Source organism: Pseudosulfitobacter pseudonitzschiae (assembly GCF_002222635.1).
In the GTDB taxonomy this organism is placed as follows: Bacteria; Pseudomonadota; Alphaproteobacteria; order Rhodobacterales; family Rhodobacteraceae; genus Pseudosulfitobacter; species Pseudosulfitobacter pseudonitzschiae_A.
The window spans coordinates 2434412-2449994 of record NZ_CP022415.1 but is presented as its reverse complement, the minus strand read 5'-3'; the positions used below and the strand labels follow the sequence as shown (position 1 = coordinate 2449994).

General features: G+C 60.5%; 20 protein-coding genes. 11 read left to right on the top strand and 9 right to left on the bottom strand.

What is annotated here, in order from left to right; translation table 11 throughout:
• Positions 1 to 32 precede the first annotated feature (32 nt).
• The 4 genes from SULPSESMR1_RS11890 to SULPSESMR1_RS11875 form a co-directional block, all read right to left on the bottom strand.
• Positions 33 to 476 carry a MaoC family dehydratase gene (locus tag SULPSESMR1_RS11890; RefSeq protein WP_089421020.1) on the bottom strand — a complete coding sequence of 148 codons (444 nt, stop codon included), beginning with the start codon at positions 474 to 476 and terminating at the stop codon, positions 33 to 35.
• Between the two features lie 88 nt (positions 477 to 564).
• On the bottom strand, positions 565 to 1437 hold the full coding sequence (locus tag SULPSESMR1_RS11885) for a TIGR01459 family HAD-type hydrolase (RefSeq protein ID WP_089421019.1): 873 nt from the start codon (positions 1435 to 1437) through the stop codon (positions 565 to 567).
• A gap of 173 nt (positions 1438 to 1610) precedes the next feature.
• Positions 1611 to 2531, bottom strand: a complete 921-nt coding sequence (locus tag SULPSESMR1_RS11880; protein ID WP_089421018.1) for a manganese-dependent inorganic pyrophosphatase — start codon at positions 2529 to 2531, stop codon at positions 1611 to 1613.
• 183 nt (positions 2532 to 2714) lie between these two features.
• Positions 2715 to 3071, bottom strand: a complete 357-nt coding sequence (locus SULPSESMR1_RS11875; protein WP_089421017.1) for an MmcQ/YjbR family DNA-binding protein — start codon at positions 3069 to 3071, stop codon at positions 2715 to 2717.
• A gap of 53 nt (positions 3072 to 3124) precedes the next feature.
• Between SULPSESMR1_RS11875 and SULPSESMR1_RS11870 the strand changes: the two genes are divergently transcribed.
• Positions 3125 to 3802, top strand: coding sequence for a DUF2161 domain-containing phosphodiesterase (locus SULPSESMR1_RS11870; RefSeq protein WP_089421016.1), 678 nt, complete (start codon positions 3125 to 3127; stop codon positions 3800 to 3802).
• On the opposite strand, the gene SULPSESMR1_RS11865 is transcribed toward SULPSESMR1_RS11870, so the two are convergent.
• Complete coding sequence (locus tag SULPSESMR1_RS11865) at positions 3799 to 4785, bottom strand: TraB/GumN family protein (protein WP_157729010.1); 987 nt, start codon at positions 4783 to 4785, stop codon at positions 3799 to 3801. The genes SULPSESMR1_RS11870 and SULPSESMR1_RS11865 overlap by 4 nt on opposite strands.
• A 222-nt stretch (positions 4786 to 5007) precedes the next feature.
• Between SULPSESMR1_RS11865 and SULPSESMR1_RS11860 the strand changes: the two genes are divergently transcribed.
• The 4 genes from SULPSESMR1_RS11860 (at position 5008) to SULPSESMR1_RS11845 (ending at position 8435) form a co-directional block, all read left to right on the top strand.
• On the top strand, positions 5008 to 5295 hold the full coding sequence (locus tag SULPSESMR1_RS11860) for a co-chaperone GroES (protein WP_089421014.1): 288 nt from the start codon (positions 5008 to 5010) through the stop codon (positions 5293 to 5295).
• Between the two features lie 54 nt (positions 5296 to 5349).
• Positions 5350 to 6999: a chaperonin GroEL gene (gene groL / locus SULPSESMR1_RS11855; RefSeq protein ID WP_089421013.1), complete on the top strand. Its 1650-nt coding sequence runs from the start codon at positions 5350 to 5352 to the stop codon at positions 6997 to 6999.
• A 92-nt stretch (positions 7000 to 7091) separates the two neighbouring features.
• Positions 7092 to 7583: a GNAT family N-acetyltransferase gene (locus tag SULPSESMR1_RS11850; protein ID WP_240311466.1), complete on the top strand. Its 492-nt coding sequence runs from the start codon at positions 7092 to 7094 to the stop codon at positions 7581 to 7583.
• A 3-nt stretch (positions 7584 to 7586) separates the two neighbouring features.
• Complete coding sequence (locus SULPSESMR1_RS11845) at positions 7587 to 8435, top strand: DMT family transporter (protein WP_089421012.1); 849 nt, start codon at positions 7587 to 7589, stop codon at positions 8433 to 8435.
• Here SULPSESMR1_RS11845 and SULPSESMR1_RS11840 read toward each other — a convergent pair.
• The gene (locus SULPSESMR1_RS11840) at positions 8401 to 8856 is read right to left on the bottom strand and encodes an NUDIX domain-containing protein (protein ID WP_089421011.1); all 456 of its coding nucleotides are present in this window, start codon (positions 8854 to 8856) and stop codon (positions 8401 to 8403) included. The genes SULPSESMR1_RS11845 and SULPSESMR1_RS11840 overlap by 35 nt on opposite strands.
• Positions 8857 to 8938: 82 nt before the next feature.
• Here SULPSESMR1_RS11840 and SULPSESMR1_RS11835 point away from each other — a divergent pair, with 82 nt between their 5' ends.
• Positions 8939 to 9715: an esterase/lipase family protein gene (locus tag SULPSESMR1_RS11835; protein WP_421086485.1), complete on the top strand. Its 777-nt coding sequence runs from the start codon at positions 8939 to 8941 to the stop codon at positions 9713 to 9715.
• Entirely contained in the window at positions 9702 to 10841 is a 1140-nt protein-coding gene (locus SULPSESMR1_RS11830; protein ID WP_089421009.1) for an alpha-D-ribose 1-methylphosphonate 5-triphosphate diphosphatase, read from the top strand. The genes SULPSESMR1_RS11835 and SULPSESMR1_RS11830 overlap by 14 nt, the downstream gene beginning before the upstream one ends.
• Before the next feature lie 3 nt (positions 10842 to 10844).
• Here the strand turns inward: SULPSESMR1_RS11830 and SULPSESMR1_RS11825 are convergent, their stop codons facing one another.
• From SULPSESMR1_RS11825 to SULPSESMR1_RS11815, 3 genes are all read right to left on the bottom strand, one after another.
• Positions 10845 to 11912 (bottom strand): 5-(carboxyamino)imidazole ribonucleotide synthase, encoded by a 1068-nt coding sequence (locus tag SULPSESMR1_RS11825; protein WP_089421008.1) that lies wholly within the window; start codon positions 11910 to 11912, stop codon positions 10845 to 10847.
• A complete protein-coding gene (gene purE, locus SULPSESMR1_RS11820; RefSeq protein WP_089421007.1) occupies positions 11905 to 12399 on the bottom strand; it encodes a 5-(carboxyamino)imidazole ribonucleotide mutase in 495 nt (164 codons plus the stop codon). Before purE ends, SULPSESMR1_RS11825 begins: the two co-directional genes overlap by 8 nt.
• 65 nt (positions 12400 to 12464) lie before the next feature.
• Positions 12465 to 12689, bottom strand: a complete 225-nt coding sequence (locus tag SULPSESMR1_RS11815; RefSeq protein ID WP_089421006.1) for a YdcH family protein — start codon at positions 12687 to 12689, stop codon at positions 12465 to 12467.
• 242 nt (positions 12690 to 12931) lie between these two features.
• On the opposite strand from SULPSESMR1_RS11815, the gene SULPSESMR1_RS11810 reads away from it, so the two are divergent.
• The 4 genes from SULPSESMR1_RS11810 to SULPSESMR1_RS11795 all read left to right on the top strand — a co-directional run bounded on the left by SULPSESMR1_RS11810 (position 12932) and on the right by SULPSESMR1_RS11795 (position 15518).
• Positions 12932 to 13345, top strand: a complete 414-nt coding sequence (locus SULPSESMR1_RS11810; RefSeq protein WP_089421005.1) for an Hsp20 family protein — start codon at positions 12932 to 12934, stop codon at positions 13343 to 13345.
• Positions 13346 to 13349: 4 nt separating this feature from the next.
• Positions 13350 to 13571, top strand: coding sequence for a DUF1150 family protein (locus SULPSESMR1_RS11805; RefSeq protein ID WP_089421004.1), 222 nt, complete (start codon positions 13350 to 13352; stop codon positions 13569 to 13571).
• Positions 13572 to 13807: 236 nt separating this feature from the next.
• Positions 13808 to 14680 (top strand): PhzF family phenazine biosynthesis protein, encoded by an 873-nt coding sequence (locus tag SULPSESMR1_RS11800; protein WP_198362792.1) that lies wholly within the window; start codon positions 13808 to 13810, stop codon positions 14678 to 14680.
• Complete coding sequence (locus tag SULPSESMR1_RS11795; protein ID WP_089421002.1) at positions 14673 to 15518, top strand: hypothetical protein; 846 nt, start codon at positions 14673 to 14675, stop codon at positions 15516 to 15518. Before SULPSESMR1_RS11800 ends, SULPSESMR1_RS11795 begins: the two co-directional genes overlap by 8 nt.
• Positions 15519 to 15583 lie beyond the last annotated feature (65 nt).

Genomic DNA, 15583 nt, shown 5'->3' with positions numbered 1-15583 from the left:
TCGCACCGCAAATGCCGTGCAGCGCGATCCCGTCAGTCGAATTTGCGCGACGGGGCCAGAACCGATGCTTCGCCGATCAACACTTTTTTTCCCTCGACGCTGCAATGGCAATCCAGTTTGACGCGCCGTTTGGCCACATCGATGTCGATCACTTTGACCTCGGCATAGACCATATCGCCGGGGCGGACAGGGGCCAGAAACTTCAGGCTTTGGCCCATATAGACCGTGCCGTGTCCGGGAAGTTGTTCACCGATCACGGCGGAAATCAGACCGGCGGTCAGCATCCCGTGGGCGATGCGCCCCTCAAAGATGGTGTCGCGGGCATAGTCGTCGTCCAGATGGACAGGATTGCGGTCGGTGCTGACTTGGGCGAACATCTCGATGTCCTCGTCCGTCACCACTTTGCGCAGGTGACGGGTCATGCCCATTTCGATGTCTTCGATGCAGATCGTGCCGCGTGGCAGGTTGTCCAACATTCCCAGCTCCGGTTATTTTCTGACGCAATATGGCGGTTGTTGGTAATATTATTACTTTGCACGCGCAGAAAAGCCAAGGAGAAAGTTGCTATCGCAAAAAGCCGATTGTGTACGTGGGGTTGACCATTTCCCTGTCCAGATAGGCCTGGAGTGCATCAGAATCCGGTTGGGTGTCGGTTTTTGTCTCTTCCGCTGCCAGCCCGCCCGAAATGAACAGAGAATCGATATCCTCGCCCTGTGCGCCCTGAATATCGGTCAGAACACCGTCACCGATTGCCAGAATCGATGCGCTGTCAGCCTTGCGACCAATCTCGGCCAAACGCAAACGGGCCAGATCGTAGATCGGCGGATGCGGTTTGCCAGTGTACAGGCTTTCGCCGCCCATTTCGGTATAAAGCTTGGCCACTGCGCCCGCGCACCATTCGCGCACGTCGCCACGGTCCACGACAATGTCGGGGTTGGCGCAGAGCAGTTTCAGGCCCTTTTGTTTGGCGTACAGCAGTTGCGGGCGCAGCGTATCGACGTCGGCCATCGGGTCGAATGGACCGGTGCAGACGATGCCTTCGGCGTCTTCCAGCGGCACAATACTGATGTCGACCGGATCATCGACCACGCCAATGGGGTCGAAAAAGTTGGTGTCGCGGTTTTCACCGATGAAGAACACCTTTTGCCCGACCGCGCCGCGATACATCGCCGTGCGTGCGCTGTCGCCTGATGTGGCGATGGTGTCCCATGCGTCGTCGGGGATGCCAAAGCCCGCGATTTGCTTGGTCACGTTGGCGCGGGGGCGTGGCGCGTTGGTGACCAGAACCACCGTGCCGCCACGGGTGCGGTAGGCCTGCAATGCGGCCACTGCGTCGGGGAAGGCGTCGATGCCGTTGTGAACGCAACCCCACAGATCGACGAACAGGGCATCATAGCGATCGGAGACATCGGAAAGGGAGGAAATGATCTGGGTCATGGGGCAATCCTTTGGTCTGTGGTTGCTTAAGCTTCGAGCATGAAACGCAGGCAGGGCGCAAGGGCAGGGGCGTGCGGTGGCGTCAAGAAAAAAGCGGGCACTTGGCCCGCCTTTTTCGGGGTGCTGCCCCATATGTATGTCGCGCGAGAGAAATGTCGCGCTGTGACGCCGTCTCAGACCTTGAGGTTGGGGATAATCTGCTTTTTGCGGCTCATCACGCCGGGCAGCACCACGGTGTCGCCGGTCACGGTGACGCCAAAGCTGTTTTCGGCCACGGTTTTCACCAGATCGTTGGGCACCAGCAGAGTGGCCTCTTCGTTCAGGATGTCCACAACGAACAGCAAAACCTGATCGGCACCGTCTTCGGCAGCCACGGTCACCATCGAGGCCATCAGGCTGTCTTTGCGGTCCAGCACAATCTTGGGCGCTGTGGTTTCCAGAACGCTGACGCGGAAATCCTTGCCGTCGACGGTGTATTCCTTGCTGTCCATGCGCAGCAGTTCCGCATCGGAAAACGACGAAACGTCGGATTTCGCTTCGAACATTTCCGAGGCATAGGCGGGAATGCCGATGCCCAGCTGTTTGGCCAGATCATGTGCAATTGCGGTGTCTTCTTGCGTTGTGGTCGGGCTGCGGAATTCCAGCGTGTCGGACAGAATGCATGACAGCATGGCACCTTTGATGTTGTCGGGCATCTGCGCCATGTGCTTGCCGATGGATTTGAACATGATGGTTGCAGTGCAGGCCAGCGGTTCCATCACGATATGGATCGGACCGGCTGTTTCCAGGCCGCCTACCAGTTTGTGGTGGTCGATGATTGCCTTGATGTCGCAGTTGTTGATGTTCGCGGGCAGTTCGGCAGGGTTGTTGGTGTCGACGATCACAACGGGCGTGCCGTCGGCCACTTCGGTGACGATCTCGGGTTTGTCGAGGTTCCAGCGTTCCAGCATAAACGCCGCTTCGGTGTTTGGCTCGCCCAGCAACACGGGTTTGGCGTCTATGCCGTGGACGGTTTTCAGGTACCACGCCCAGATGATCGGGCTGCCAGTGCTGTCGGTGTCGGGGGATTTGTGGCCAAATACGAGCGTTGTCATGAGACGTCCTGAGGTTATGTGTGGTTTTGCGGCCTTATAGGGGGGCATCTGTGCCTTGTCACCTGCGGTATTTTGGCCGTTCGGGATATGGGAACGTGGCCCGCTGGCGCGGGGGATGACCGCTTTATTCAGGGGCTTTGCCCTGCCAGTACCACGGAATTTCTACACCAGAGCAAGGGGGGACTATTCCAACCCCAGAGCGGTGCGCGTCTTGCTGGGCAGTTTGGCGACGATCATGTCATATGAGGCGTCGATATGCTGCGTCAGTTCGGTGTCGTTCAGGCCGGGGGTGCCGTAATGCTGGATCCATTTCAGTCCCCGCGAGGCAAGGTAGGGCGCAGGGCGCAAGCCGGGCATATCGCCGAGGATTTCAAAGGCCATTTCGGTGACCTTGAAGGTAAAGGCCGGAGCGTCGTCAGCCCACCCGCAAATGGCAAAAACCTTGCCGCCAACTTTCCACACGTCCGCATTGCCCCACTGCACAACATGGGTGGCGGCTGCTTTGGCGGCGCAATAGGCGTTGAATTCTTCGCGGGTCATTCGGGCACTTTAGCGTCTTGGGGCGCGCCTGAAAATGGTGTTAGCTGCGGGGTATGAATGTGCCCCGCGAAACCGATCTTTATCCGCCCGTCAAAACCTTTCTCGAGGCGCAGGGCTATGTGGTGAAGGCCGAAGTTGGCGCTGCCGATGTGGTGGCAGTGCGCGGAGGCGAACCGCCGGTGATTGTCGAACTGAAACTGGGGTTCTCGTTGGCGTTGGTGCATCAGTGCGTGGCGCGGCTGGCGGTGTCGGATGATGTATATATGGCCGTGGCGCGCGGGCAAGGAAAGCGGTTTGCCAGAACGCTTAAGGAGATGACGACGCTGGCGCGGCGGTTGGGGCTGGGTCTGATGACAGTGCGGATCAGCGACGGGCTGGTCGAGGTGCAGTGCGATCCGGTGCCCTATACCCCGCGCAAGTCGAAGAAACGTCAGGGCAAGTTGCTGCGCGAATTTGCGCGGCGGCAGGGTGATCCGAACGACGGTGGCCAGACACGGGTGGGGCTGGTCACGGCCTATCGTCAGGACGCGGTCAAGTTGGCGATGTATTTATACGAGGCGGGCGCGTGTAAGGGCGCGGATGTGGCGCGCGAGACCGGAGTGGCGCGGGCAACGACAATGATGCGCGATGACCACTATGGCTGGTTCGAAAAGGTGGACAAAGGCATTTACGGCCTGACGCCAAAGGGCGCACAAGCAGTGGCAGCGGCAGGGGTTGCCTTGGGCAATTAGAACGGCTGGCGTCTGAGGGCAAAGCCTGCTGCGTCGAGCAATTGCAGCAACCCGCCTTCGCCGCCCAGATGGCCCGCGCCGACAGCAACGACCACGACCCCCTGCGCCGATGTAATTTTTGGCAGCCACATGGCGTTGCGCCGGATCAGCAACGTGTCCAGCGTCTCGTCAAAAAGCACGTCGAATTCGGCCTTCGGCAAGTCAATCCAGCTGCTTGCCATCACTCGGTTCAGGGGCATGATCGTGCCGTGACCTTCTTCGAAATACTGTTCGACCAGCGTTGCGGTCATATCTTCGGATTGCTGCACGGACATCAAGCCGAGACCCAGCATCTTGATTTGCTCGTCCAGCGGGGCCTCTGCCATCAGCGTAAAGAGCGTGTCAAAGGGTTCAATCGCGGTGGCGGGCACGCCGTTGTCTTCGGCGATTTGAAGCAGCGTCTTGTCCAGCCCGTGTGCGTCGTTCTTCACGCTGGAAAACACGCAGGGCGGCATTCCCAACACCAGCGACAGATACCACGGCTGGAATTTTGCGGCCATGAAAGACGGGATTCCCCGCTCGGATGCGGCTTGGGCCAGTTTTGCCCATGTTTCGGGCGGCATCAGGTCGATCAGCGTCGGACCGGAGGTCAGCGAAATCAGCTCGGGGCGGGTGGTCAAGGCTTGGAGCAGTTGACTTTCCTCGACCTCGGTGGCCTCGACCAGCATCATGTCGGCGGATGCAACAACTGGCGCAAGGCCTGCGGCAATGGCGGGCAGGCGGGGATCGGCCAGATGAAGCGTGCCGATCAGATGAATTGTCAGCGCCCCCTTGTGTGCGACCCAGTGGTTCCCATCTGGGTAGGGCATGTCGCGCATCAACGTGGCCAGTGCATCGGTCTGATCTGTGGTCAGACGGGTGCGCAAGTCGGTGCCGTTGCAGGTGGCCAAGGCCATCTGCGGCAGCATCAGGGCAAGGGCTAGAACGAGGGTGCGCAGTATCATAACGGGCCTTTTGGTCATTGCTTTCATCACGCTATGCGCTGAGGCTGGCAAGGCAAAGAGGCGACCATGAAATATCTCGGTAAAATTTGTAATCAGCGCAGTTGACAGCCCCTCCGGACATGCCTAGCTATGCGTCGTTATCACTCGGACGAGCTGAGTGCTAATACAGGGCGCCAAGGTGCCCTGCTAGGGAGTAACTTTGAGCCTTAAGGAGCTGCAAAGATGGCATTGAAACCGCTTCATGACCGCGTGCTGGTTCGCCGCACGGAAAGCGAAGAGAAAACTGCTGGCGGGTTGATTATTCCCGATAGCGCGAAGGAAAAGCCCTCGGAAGGCGAAGTTGTTTCGGTTGGCGAAGGCGCCCGCAAAGACAGCGGCGAGCTGATCGAAATGGCCGTCAAGCCAGGCGACAAAATTCTGTTCGGAAAATGGTCGGGCACCGAAGTCACCGTCGCAGGCGAAGAACTGCTGATGATGAAGGAATCCGACATCATGGGGATCATCGAGTAAGCACCCCGCTTGCTCTGACCCTGATGATCAACTCATTCTCAAAGGAGAAAACACATGGCTGCTAAGGACGTCAAATTCGACAGCGATGCCCGCAACAAGATCCTGAAAGGTGTCAACATTCTTGCTGACGCCGTAAAAGTCACGCTTGGCCCCAAAGGCCGCAACGTGGTTCTGGACAAATCCTTTGGCGCACCGCGTATTACCAAAGACGGTGTATCGGTTGCCAAGGAAATCGAACTGGAAGACAAGTTCGAAAACATGGGCGCACAAATGGTCAAGGAAGTTGCTTCCCGGACCAATGACGAAGCAGGCGACGGTACAACAACCGCGACTGTTCTGGCTCAGGCCATCGTCAAGGAAGGCATGAAATCGGTTGCCGCCGGCATGAACCCGATGGACCTGAAGCGCGGCATCGACCTGGCAACAACCAAAGTCGTTGAAGCGATCCGCAAAGCCGCACGTGACGTGACCGACAGCGACGAAGTTGCCCAAGTCGGCACCATCTCGGCGAACGGCGAAGCGGAAATCGGTCGTCAGATCGCTGACGCGATGCAAAAAGTCGGCAACGAGGGTGTTATCACCGTCGAAGAAAACAAAGGTCTGGAAACAGAAACCGTTGTTGTCGAAGGTATGCAATTCGACCGCGGCTACCTGTCGCCCTATTTTGTCACCAACGCTGACAAAATGACTGTCGAACTGGAAGACGTGATTATCCTGCTGCACGAGAAGAAACTCTCGAGCCTGCAGCCGATGGTTCCGCTGCTGGAGCAAGTCATCCAGTCGCAAAAACCGCTTCTGATCATCTCGGAAGACGTCGAAGGCGAAGCACTGGCGACACTGGTTGTCAACAAACTGCGCGGCGGCCTGAAAATTGCTGCTGTGAAAGCACCCGGTTTCGGCGATCGCCGCAAAGCGATGCTGCAAGACCTTGCTATCCTGACCGGCGGTCAAGTCATCTCGGAAGATCTGGGCATGAAGCTTGAGTCCGTGACAATGGACATGCTGGGTTCGGCTAAAAAGGTCACCATCACCAAAGACGAAACAACAATCGTCGATGGCGCTGGCGAAAAGGCCGAGATCGAAGCACGCGTTGCCCAGATCCGTAACCAGATCGAAGAAACCACATCCGATTACGACCGTGAAAAACTGCAAGAACGCGTTGCCAAACTGGCCGGCGGTGTTGCCGTGATCCGCGTCGGCGGCATGTCGGAAATCGAAGTCAAAGAACGCAAAGATCGCGTTGACGATGCTCTGAACGCGACACGTGCCGCTGTTCAGGAAGGTATCGTTGTCGGTGGTGGCGTGGCTCTGGTCCAAGCTGGCAAAGTGCTGGAAGGCCTGGAAGGCGCGAACAACGACCAGAACGTCGGCATCAGCATCGTGCGCAAGGCGCTGGAAGCACCGCTGCGTCAGATCGCTGAAAACGCAGGCGTTGACGGCGCGGTTGTCGCGGGCAAGATCCGCGAAAGCAGTGACCTGACATTCGGCTTTAACGCGCAGACCGAAGAATATGGCGACATGTTCAAATTCGGCGTTATCGACCCTGCCAAAGTGGTGCGCACCGCACTGCAAGACGCAGCATCGGTTGCAGCTTTGCTGATCACCACCGAAGCCATGGTTGCCGACAAGCCGTCGAAAGACAACGGCGGCGGCGGCGGTATGCCCGATATGGGTGGCATGGGCGGCATGGGCGGCATGATGTAATCTGCCGTTCCTTACCGAACGCTTTCATCTATAAGAAGGGGCTGCCTGCGGGCGGCCCCTTTTTTCATGCGCCACTAGGAGGGCCGCGCCCTATGATGATCGGACCGGATTTTTCCCGCGAACTGCGGCGGGGCGAAGAGGACGAAGCCGATGCACTGTTGCGCACAGCATTTGACGGTCCGGACGAGGCCGATCTGGTCAGGGCGCTGCGCAAGGCGGGGGCGATGGCGGGCGAGAGCGTCACAACGTGGGACGGCCGGATCGCGGGCTATTACGCGCTGTCTTACATGATCGCGCCCAAGGGATGGCTGTGTCTGGCCCCCGTCGCCGTGGTGCCCGACCGTCAACGCAGTGGATTGGGGCGCCAGATGATGGGAATGCTGGTTGAATGGGCGCGGCTGAGCGAAACCTATGTGGTGGTGCTGGGGCAGGTGGCGTTTTACGAAAAGGCAGGGTTTTCTCACGCGCGGGCGCAGGGTCTGACCTCGCCCTATCCGTTGGAACACACAATGATTGCGGGGCCGGGGCTGGATGTGCCTGTGGTCAACCTGACCTATCCCAAGCCGTTCGCGCGGCTGGGCTGACCTATGAAGCTGACCTTTCTGACTGCGCTGACGATGGTGGCATTTGCTGCCAATTCGGTGCTGAACCGTGCCGCTGTCAGCAGTGGCACCATTGATCCGGCCAGCTTTGCCTTGATCCGTGTCATCGCGGGCATCGTGATCCTGTGCATGGTGCTGAGCGTGCGGGGCACGCCGCTGCCGCTGTTTCGCCGTGCGCGGGTGCTGGGGGCGGTGTCTCTGGCGGCCTATATGGCGGGGTTTTCGCTGTCTTATGTGGCGCTGGACGCAGGTCTGGGCGCGCTGATCCTGTTCGGGGTGGTGCAGATAACGATGTTCGGTTGGGGCGCATATCGGGGTGTGGCCCCCACACGCAGGCAGATGGCGGGGGCGGGTGTGGCCTTTGCCGGATTGCTGCTTGTGTTGTGGCCGGGTCCGGGCAGTCAGACCGACCCTGCGGGGGCGGTGATGATGGTGATCGCGGGGATCGGCTGGGCCGCCTATACGATTTCGGGCAAATCCGAACCTGACCCGTTGCCCGCGACGGCGGCGAATTTTGTGCTGTGCCTGCCGGTGTTGGCGCTGTTTCTGATCGGTCCGGACATGACGGCGCGGCCCTTGGGCATCGGGCTGGCTGTGGTATCGGGGGCTGTGACATCGGGGTTGGGCTATGCGCTGTGGTATGCATTGCTGCCGCGTCTGGCGCAGGCTACGGCGGCTGTGGTGCAGTTAAGCGTGCCGATCATCGCGATTGTCGTGGGGGCTGTCGTGCTGGGCGAGCCGGTCAGCGCGCTGATGGTGATGGCCGCAGCACTGGTGTTGGGCGGCATCGGATGGGCAGTTACAGCACCAAAGGTTCCAGTGGATCATAGCTGATTGCATCGCCACCAAAGGCCACTGCGCCAAGGCTTGATGGCTTGTGGGGTACGTTTTCCAGCTCGGTTTGCGTCACCCAGCGGCGTTTGGTGACCACGGCTTCGGGGTCTTTCCAGCTGTCAGGTATGTCGGCACTGCCCTGAAGGGTGCAGCGAAAGAACACCTCGACCTGATGGAAGTCGCGGTTGCGGTCGTGAAATTCGTTGATCAGACAGGGCGCGCCCACAGAGATGCGCAGGCCGGTTTCCTCGTGAACCTCGCGGACCAGATTGGCGGGCAGGCTGCTGTGGGCCTCGACCCCGCCACCCGGCGCGCACATTAACGGGCTGCGGTTGCCCGCAAAGGCGTTCACCAGCAACAGCCGCCCCTCGTGAACAATGACCGCACGGGCAGCGATGCGGGGTGGACGCGGTTTGGGCATAAGCGGGTTTCCGTAAGTTGTCGCGCTTGGGCCATTCCATAAGTCGCGCCAAGGCACTATCTCACACCGCATGAGAGTTTGCATGTTGATCTTGCCCCTGTTGCTGCTGTCCGCGCCCGCGCGGGCGGATTGCGTCATCCTGTTGCACGGGCTGGCGCGCACCGAGACATCTTTTGCCCTGATGGAAGCCGCGCTGGAAGCGGACGGGTTTCAGGTGGTGCGTCCGGGCTATCCATCGACCCAAGCGCCGGTCGGATCGCTGGCCGCTGGGGTCATACCAGCAGCACTGGCCGAATGTGGTAACCAGAGTGTGAATTTTGTGACCCATTCAATGGGGGGTATTCTGGTGCGCGAATGGCTTCGGGACCATGATCTGCCCCAATTGGGCCGCGTGGTGATGCTGGCACCGCCCAATCAGGGCAGCGAAGTGGTGGACAAGCTGGGTGATCTGGCCGCTTTTGACTGGCTGAACGGCCCTGCGGGGGGGCAGATGGGCACCGGACCCGACAGTCTGCCGCGCAGCCTGCCACCCGTGACCTATCCGGTGGGGGTGATCGCGGGCGACCAGTCGCTGAACGCCTATTTCTCGACCCTTTTGCCGGGGCCGGATGACGGTAAGGTCAGTGTCGCCTCGACCCGGGTCGAAGGGATGGCTGCGCATATCGTTCTGCCAGTTACGCATACATTTATGATGAACAACCCGCGTGTGATCTCGCAGACGGTGCATTTTTTGCGCAGGGGAACCTTTGAAAAGGATGTTTCGTGGCTGGATGCTGTGCTGGAACAGTTGGATTGCCCCGAGGGCGATTGCGTCGCGCGTGGCGGATTGTGGAGTTCATCGCGCAATGCTGACAATTGATATCACCGGCGCCGAGGTGCTGGGACAGCAAGGCTTTCACCGCGACGGGCTGAGCCTGAGCGGTGGTTTGATCATGGACGCGCCCGTGGGCCGCGCTGTGGATCTGACGGGGTTTCGCGTTTTGCCCGGCATCGTCGACGTACATGGAGACGGGTTTGAACGACACCTTGCCCCGCGTCGCGGTGCGATGAAACAGATGGCCGAAGGGCTGGTCGCCGCCGAGGCGGAACTGGCCGCCAATGGCATCACCACGGGCGTTCTGGCCCAATTCGTCAGCTGGGAGGGTGGGCTGCGTGGCATGGACTTTGCCGATCAGGTCTTTGGTGCGATCCGCGACACGGCAGGCGGATTGGTCACCGATCTGCGCCCCCAATTGCGCTTCGAGACGCATTTGCTGGATGATTATGCTGGCCTGCCCGCGCGGATCGCGGAATGGGGTGTGTCCTATGTTGTGTTCAACGACCATCTGCCCCACGCGCGACTGGCCGAAGGGCGCAAACCGCCGCGTCTGGTGGGGCAGGCGTTGAAGGCGCAGCGCAATCCAGAGGTGCATTTCCAGATGCTTCTGGATTTGCACGCACGCCGCGCCGAGGTGCCAGCGGCATTGGACAGCCTGTGCGCCACACTGGCGGATATGGGTGTGCAGATGGGCAGCCATGACGACCACACCGCCGAAGCCCGCGCGGCATGGCGGGCACGGGGCGTGAAGGTGTCGGAGTTTCCTGAAACGCTTGAGGCTGCCGAGGCGGCAGATGCGGCGGGAGATGTGGTTATTCTGGGGGCTCCTAATCTGGTGCGGGGCGGATCACACAAGGGCAACGTGTCTGCGCTGGATGTGGTGTCGATGGGAATGGCCGACGCAGTGGCGTCGGATTACCATTACCCCAGCCCGCGCCGTGCGGCCCTGATGCTGGCGCGGTCGGGCGTGCTGGATTTTGCCGCCGCTTGGGCGCTGGTGTCTGCGGGACCGGCGCGGGCACTGGGGTTGCGGGACCGTGGCGTGTTGCAGGCAGGCAAGCGTGCCGATCTGGTCGCGCTGGATGCAGCCGACCGCGTGGCCATGACCGTTTCGGGCGGGCGTGTCAGCTATCTGTCTGGTGATATTGCGGCGCGGCTGGTGGCGTAAGTTTCAGCGCACGATGCGGTTGACGTGGCCCATTTTGCGGCCCGGTTTAACGTCGGCTTTTCCATAAAGATGCAATGCCGTGTCACGGGTCGCGGCAAGGTCAGGCACGCGGTCCATATCGTCGCCGATCAGGTTTTCCATTACCACGTCGCTGTGCCGCTGGCCGTCGCCCAAGGGCCAGCCGGCCACTGCGCGGATATGTTGTTCGAACTGATCCACGGCACAGCCGTTCTGGGTCCAGTGGCCCGAATTGTGCACGCGCGGAGCGACCTCGTTGACGATCAGCCCCGATGGCGTGACGAACAACTCGACCCCCATGACGCCCACATAGTCCAGCGCATTCAGGATGCGCGCCGCCAGCAGCACTGCATCGGTGCGCAGGCTGGCGGACAGGCGGGCGGGGACGGTTGTGGTGTGCAGGATACCGTCGCGGTGGATGTTTTCACCGGGGTCATAGCAGGCCACATCGCCCGAGGCGCTGCGCGCGGCGATCACCGACACTTCTATCGAGAAATCTACGAACCCTTCGAGCAGGGCAGGTGCGCCTGCCATATCGGTGATGGCCTGGGGTGCGTCCGCGTCGGACATCAGCCGCGCCTGCCCCTTGCCGTCATAGCCGAAACGACGGGTTTTCAGGATCGCGGGCGTGCCGATCGTGCCCAGTGCGGCGGTCAACGCGTCGGCGTCGGGAATGTCAGCATAGGGGGCAGTTTGCAGGCCCAGACCGGTCAGAAAGTCCTTTTCGGTCAGGCGGTCCTGACTGATGCGCAAAGCTTCGCGGTTGGGATGGATGGGTTTGAGCGCTTCGAGGATGTCCAGCGCTGCGGTCGGGATGTTTTCGAATTCATAGGTGATCACATTAACCGACTGCGCAAAGGCGGTCAGGGCGGCGGCATCGTCATAGGCCGCCGTGGTGCAAGCATGGGCCACGTCTGCGGCGGGCGGGTTTGCACCCGGCTCATAGATGTGGGTTTTGAAACCCAGACGGGCCGCTGCGACCGACAGCATACGGCCCAACTGGCCGCCGCCAAGAATGCCGATGGTGGCGCCTGTGGGCAAAGGATCAGTCATCGCTGGGTTCTTCCGGGATTGAGGCCGACAGATCGCCGCGCCATTGGTCCAGACGCTGCGCCAGAGCGGGGTCGTTCAGGGCAAGAATACCCGCCGCCATCAGCCCCGCATTGGCGGCACCCGCAGCCCCGATGGCCATCGTCGCCACGGGAAAGCCGCGCGGCATCTGCAGGATGGAATAAAGCGAATCAACCCCCGACAGCGCCTTGGTCAGAACCGGCACGCCAATCACCGGTACACGGGTTTTTGATGCCATCATGCCGGGCAAGTGGGCGGCACCGCCCGCGCCCGCGATAATCACCTGCAAACCGCGATCGACAGCCGTCTTGCCGTAGTCCCACAGCCGGTCGGGCGTGCGGTGCGCAGACACGATGCGCGTCTCGAAGGGCACGCCCAGATCATCCAGCATTTGTGCCGCTTCGCACATGGTGGGCCAGTCGGACTGGCTACCCATGATAATGCCGACTTTGGGGGATTGGTCCGTCATCCTGCGCCCTCGCGTATTATCGTTCAGTCAGGGACTTATACGGGCCTGATCCGGCGGGGCAAGGCTCAGGCGATGATGTCGGGGGTCAGGCGGTCTTCGAGGGTGGCAATGATGTCTTTCAGCCGCAATTTGCGTTTTTTCAGACGTTGCAGCGTCAGCGGGTCGGATGTGGCGCGCTGGTTCATGGCGGCAATCGCCTCATCCAGATCGCGATGTTCGCGCCGGAACACTTCCAGCTCGACGCGCAGCACATCGTCGTTCTTCATCGAAAGGTCAGATGGCGCATTCATGGATTGTTGATTCCCGCACAGTGAGGAATTGTATACATAAGCGATGACACCCGCTGCGCATAGAGTGCGTGCAGCGCAAATGCCGCGATTGATCACTTAAAATCACCGATTTTTGTCAAAGGGGCCTGTCCTTGGCTGCCCGACCTCTTGTCTGGGGGCGCAAATCTTCCCATATTCTGAGCAAGCGGTTGCCAAAAGGGACCGTACATGACTGTCGCTTGATATGATAAGGACGTGTCGCAATGACGAAAATGACACTCGGCTCGCACCCGCATATGTTGGGGTTTGAGCAACTGGAACGCCTGCTGGAACGCACGGCAAAATCCGGCAACGAAGGCTATCCGCCTTTTAACATCGAACAAACTTCCGATTTTTCTTACCGCATCACGCTTGCTGTGGCCGGCTTTGCCGAAGAAGATCTGCAAATCACGGTCGAGGATCGCACGTTGGTGATCCGTGGACGGCAATCCGACGACGGCGACGGGCGCGTGTTCTTGCACCGTGGCATCGCGGCGCGACAATTCCAACGGACCTTTGTGCTGGCTGACAGCGTTGAGGTTGGAGAGGCGATCATCGAAAACGGTCTGCTGCATGTCGATCTGACACGGGCCAAACCTGAAACAGTCGTCCAGACCATCAGCATCCGGAGAGGGTAACCACATGGAAACGCCATTTAACTCAGAACCTAAAAGCAACATCGTTTATGTCAAAACCATTGATGTAAGCGACCTGCCGCAAGACGTGCAGGAGCAAGCTGAGGGGCTTGAACATCTTTATGCTGTGCACGACGCGCAGGGCACCCAGATCGCGTTGGTCGCAGACCGCAAGATGGCCTTTGTGCTGGCGCGGCAGAATGATCTGGCGCCCCAAGCGGTGCACTGAATTCAGGTGCTGCTGGTCCTTCGGGCTGGCAGCCTCGGGGCCGTTGCTGCGTGCAGGGCCCGAAACTCTTATCGCATATCCCAAGTCAAGGTGGCCCCGCAGTACGCGCTGGTCGAACACCAGATCAACATCCGGCCTTTCTCGCAGCCTTCGGGGTGACTATGGTCGCCGCCAAGCCGGGACCGAGGCGGTGCGCCGCGATCCCGGTACGTCCAGGGTCTTTGTAGGGGTGTCTGATGTATGAATTTGACTGGGTAGATGCGTTTACTAATCGTGCCTTTGGTGGCAATGGCTGCGCCGTGGTGCATCAGGGTGCCGGTCTGAGCCACGAGACCTGCATGGCCTATGTGCGCGAGACCTCACTGGTGGAATGTACCTTCACGGGCCCGTCGGATGTGGCCGATATGCGGGTGCGCTATTTTCTGGCCAGCCGCGAGATTCCCTTTGCGGGGCATCCCACCATTGCCACGGTGGCTGCGATGCGGGCGCGCGGGTTGATCGGTGACGGGCCACTGGTTCTGGAAACCGGTGCGGGGCTGGTGCCGGTCACGGTACAGGGCAGCCGCGTGACGATGACCCAAGTTGCCCCGCAGTTCGGCACGCTGGTGGAACCAGCGCAGGTGGCGGCGGTGGGCGGCCTGAGCGCAGATGACATCATCAGCCCGCCGCAACTGGTCAGTACCGGACTGCCCTTTGTCATCACCGTTCTGAAAGATCGCGCCACGCTGGAGCGGGTGCAACTGAACATGCAGGGGCTGGCCGATCTGGCCGCGGCGCTGGGCACTGACACCGACCTGATGGAGCCATTCTGGTGCACGCTTGAAGGGTTCACCGATGCTGGCGACACAGCCGCGCGGTTGCTGCTGGCCCCGCCCAGCCCGCCCGAAGACCCGTTCACAGGCTCGGCCACTGGTGCGATGGCGGCCTATCTATGGGCGCAAGGTCTGATTGACGCGCCCGACTTTACTGCAGAGCAAGGGCATGGGCTGGGCCGCCCCGGACAGGCGCAGGTGCGCGTGCTGGGCCCCCGCGATGCGATCACGGGTGTCGAGGTTGCAGGCGACGGTTTTGTCCTGATGTCGGGGACTGTGAACCTGCCTCATGACTGAACGCGCGATTGCAGTTTTGCCCTATGGCAACGGGATTGGCAGGCGCGTGGCCGATTTGCCGTTGAATATGCTGCATTGGCCCGTCGGTCGCCCCGCGCGGCTGAGCAGCGGAACATTGGCCGATCTGGGGGCGGAGGATCACTTGCTGGTCTATCCCAAAACATCAATGCATCTGCGCCCTTTTGGAGTGACCGCAAAAGTCAGCGTGATGGTGGTCGAGCCGCGCACCCTTCACGAACGCCACCTGCGGTTGCTGCGCTGGACGCACGGACGCTATCACCGGATTTTTACGCATGACCCCAAGCTGCTGCGCAGCGCACCGAATGCGCGGTTTTTGACGGCTGCGCGGACTTGGGTGCCTGAATGGGATACTTTGGACCTGAGCAAAACCGACAACGTGTCACTGATTGCGTCGAACCGGCGCGATCTGGAAGGGCACAAGCTGCGCCACGCGGTGGCCGAGGCGGCAACGGGGGTGGCACTGATGGGGCGCGGCTATGCGCCATTTGAACACAAGCATGAAGGGCTGGCACCCTTCCGCTTTTCCGTGGTGATCGAGAATGTGCGGGCAGGAGGGTATTTTAGCGAAAAGCTGGTCGATGCCCTGCTGTGCGAGACGGTGCCGATCTATTGGGGCGCGCCCGATGTCACCGAGTATTTTAACGCTGACGCGATGATCATATGCACCAGCAAAGACGAGATTTTGGCGGCCATCGCACGGGCCGACGCCGAACTTTATGATGCGATGCGGCCTGCGTTGCTGCGGGCCAAGGTGCAGGCGGTGGGCTGGTCAGACTATGAACACAGCGCTGCCGAAATGCTGCGCGACGGGGTCTGATCCGGACCGGCAGGCGCATGGTCACATACCGGGGATGCGCAAACGATAAGGCCCCGCTGGGAACA

Excerpts from the sequence above, each read along its gene's own strand:
- SULPSESMR1_RS11890 (WP_089421020.1), bottom strand. The coding sequence starts at position 476 with ATGTTGGACAACCTGCCACGCGGCACGATCTGCATCGAAGACATCGAA.
- SULPSESMR1_RS11885 (WP_089421019.1), bottom strand. The coding sequence starts at position 1,437 with ATGACCCAGATCATTTCCTCCCTTTCCGATGTCTCCGATCGCTATGAT.
- SULPSESMR1_RS11880 (WP_089421018.1), bottom strand. The coding sequence starts at position 2,531 with ATGACAACGCTCGTATTTGGCCACAAATCCCCCGACACCGACAGCACT.
- SULPSESMR1_RS11875 (WP_089421017.1), bottom strand. The coding sequence starts at position 3,071 with ATGACCCGCGAAGAATTCAACGCCTATTGCGCCGCCAAAGCAGCCGCC.
- SULPSESMR1_RS11870 (WP_089421016.1), top strand. The coding sequence starts at position 3,125 with ATGAATGTGCCCCGCGAAACCGATCTTTATCCGCCCGTCAAAACCTTT.
- SULPSESMR1_RS11865 (WP_157729010.1), bottom strand. The coding sequence starts at position 4,785 with ATGATACTGCGCACCCTCGTTCTAGCCCTTGCCCTGATGCTGCCGCAG.
- SULPSESMR1_RS11860 (WP_089421014.1), top strand. The coding sequence starts at position 5,008 with ATGGCATTGAAACCGCTTCATGACCGCGTGCTGGTTCGCCGCACGGAA.
- groL (WP_089421013.1), top strand. The coding sequence starts at position 5,350 with ATGGCTGCTAAGGACGTCAAATTCGACAGCGATGCCCGCAACAAGATC.
- SULPSESMR1_RS11850 (WP_240311466.1), top strand. The coding sequence starts at position 7,092 with ATGATGATCGGACCGGATTTTTCCCGCGAACTGCGGCGGGGCGAAGAG.
- SULPSESMR1_RS11845 (WP_089421012.1), top strand. The coding sequence starts at position 7,587 with ATGAAGCTGACCTTTCTGACTGCGCTGACGATGGTGGCATTTGCTGCC.
- SULPSESMR1_RS11840 (WP_089421011.1), bottom strand. The coding sequence starts at position 8,856 with ATGCCCAAACCGCGTCCACCCCGCATCGCTGCCCGTGCGGTCATTGTT.
- SULPSESMR1_RS11835 (WP_421086485.1), top strand. The coding sequence starts at position 8,939 with ATGTTGATCTTGCCCCTGTTGCTGCTGTCCGCGCCCGCGCGGGCGGAT.
- SULPSESMR1_RS11830 (WP_089421009.1), top strand. The coding sequence starts at position 9,702 with ATGCTGACAATTGATATCACCGGCGCCGAGGTGCTGGGACAGCAAGGC.
- SULPSESMR1_RS11825 (WP_089421008.1), bottom strand. The coding sequence starts at position 11,912 with ATGACTGATCCTTTGCCCACAGGCGCCACCATCGGCATTCTTGGCGGC.
- purE (WP_089421007.1), bottom strand. The coding sequence starts at position 12,399 with ATGACGGACCAATCCCCCAAAGTCGGCATTATCATGGGTAGCCAGTCC.
- SULPSESMR1_RS11815 (WP_089421006.1), bottom strand. The coding sequence starts at position 12,689 with ATGAATGCGCCATCTGACCTTTCGATGAAGAACGACGATGTGCTGCGC.
- SULPSESMR1_RS11810 (WP_089421005.1), top strand. The coding sequence starts at position 12,932 with ATGACGAAAATGACACTCGGCTCGCACCCGCATATGTTGGGGTTTGAG.
- SULPSESMR1_RS11805 (WP_089421004.1), top strand. The coding sequence starts at position 13,350 with ATGGAAACGCCATTTAACTCAGAACCTAAAAGCAACATCGTTTATGTC.
- SULPSESMR1_RS11800 (WP_198362792.1), top strand. The coding sequence starts at position 13,808 with ATGTATGAATTTGACTGGGTAGATGCGTTTACTAATCGTGCCTTTGGT.
- SULPSESMR1_RS11795 (WP_089421002.1), top strand. The coding sequence starts at position 14,673 with ATGACTGAACGCGCGATTGCAGTTTTGCCCTATGGCAACGGGATTGGC.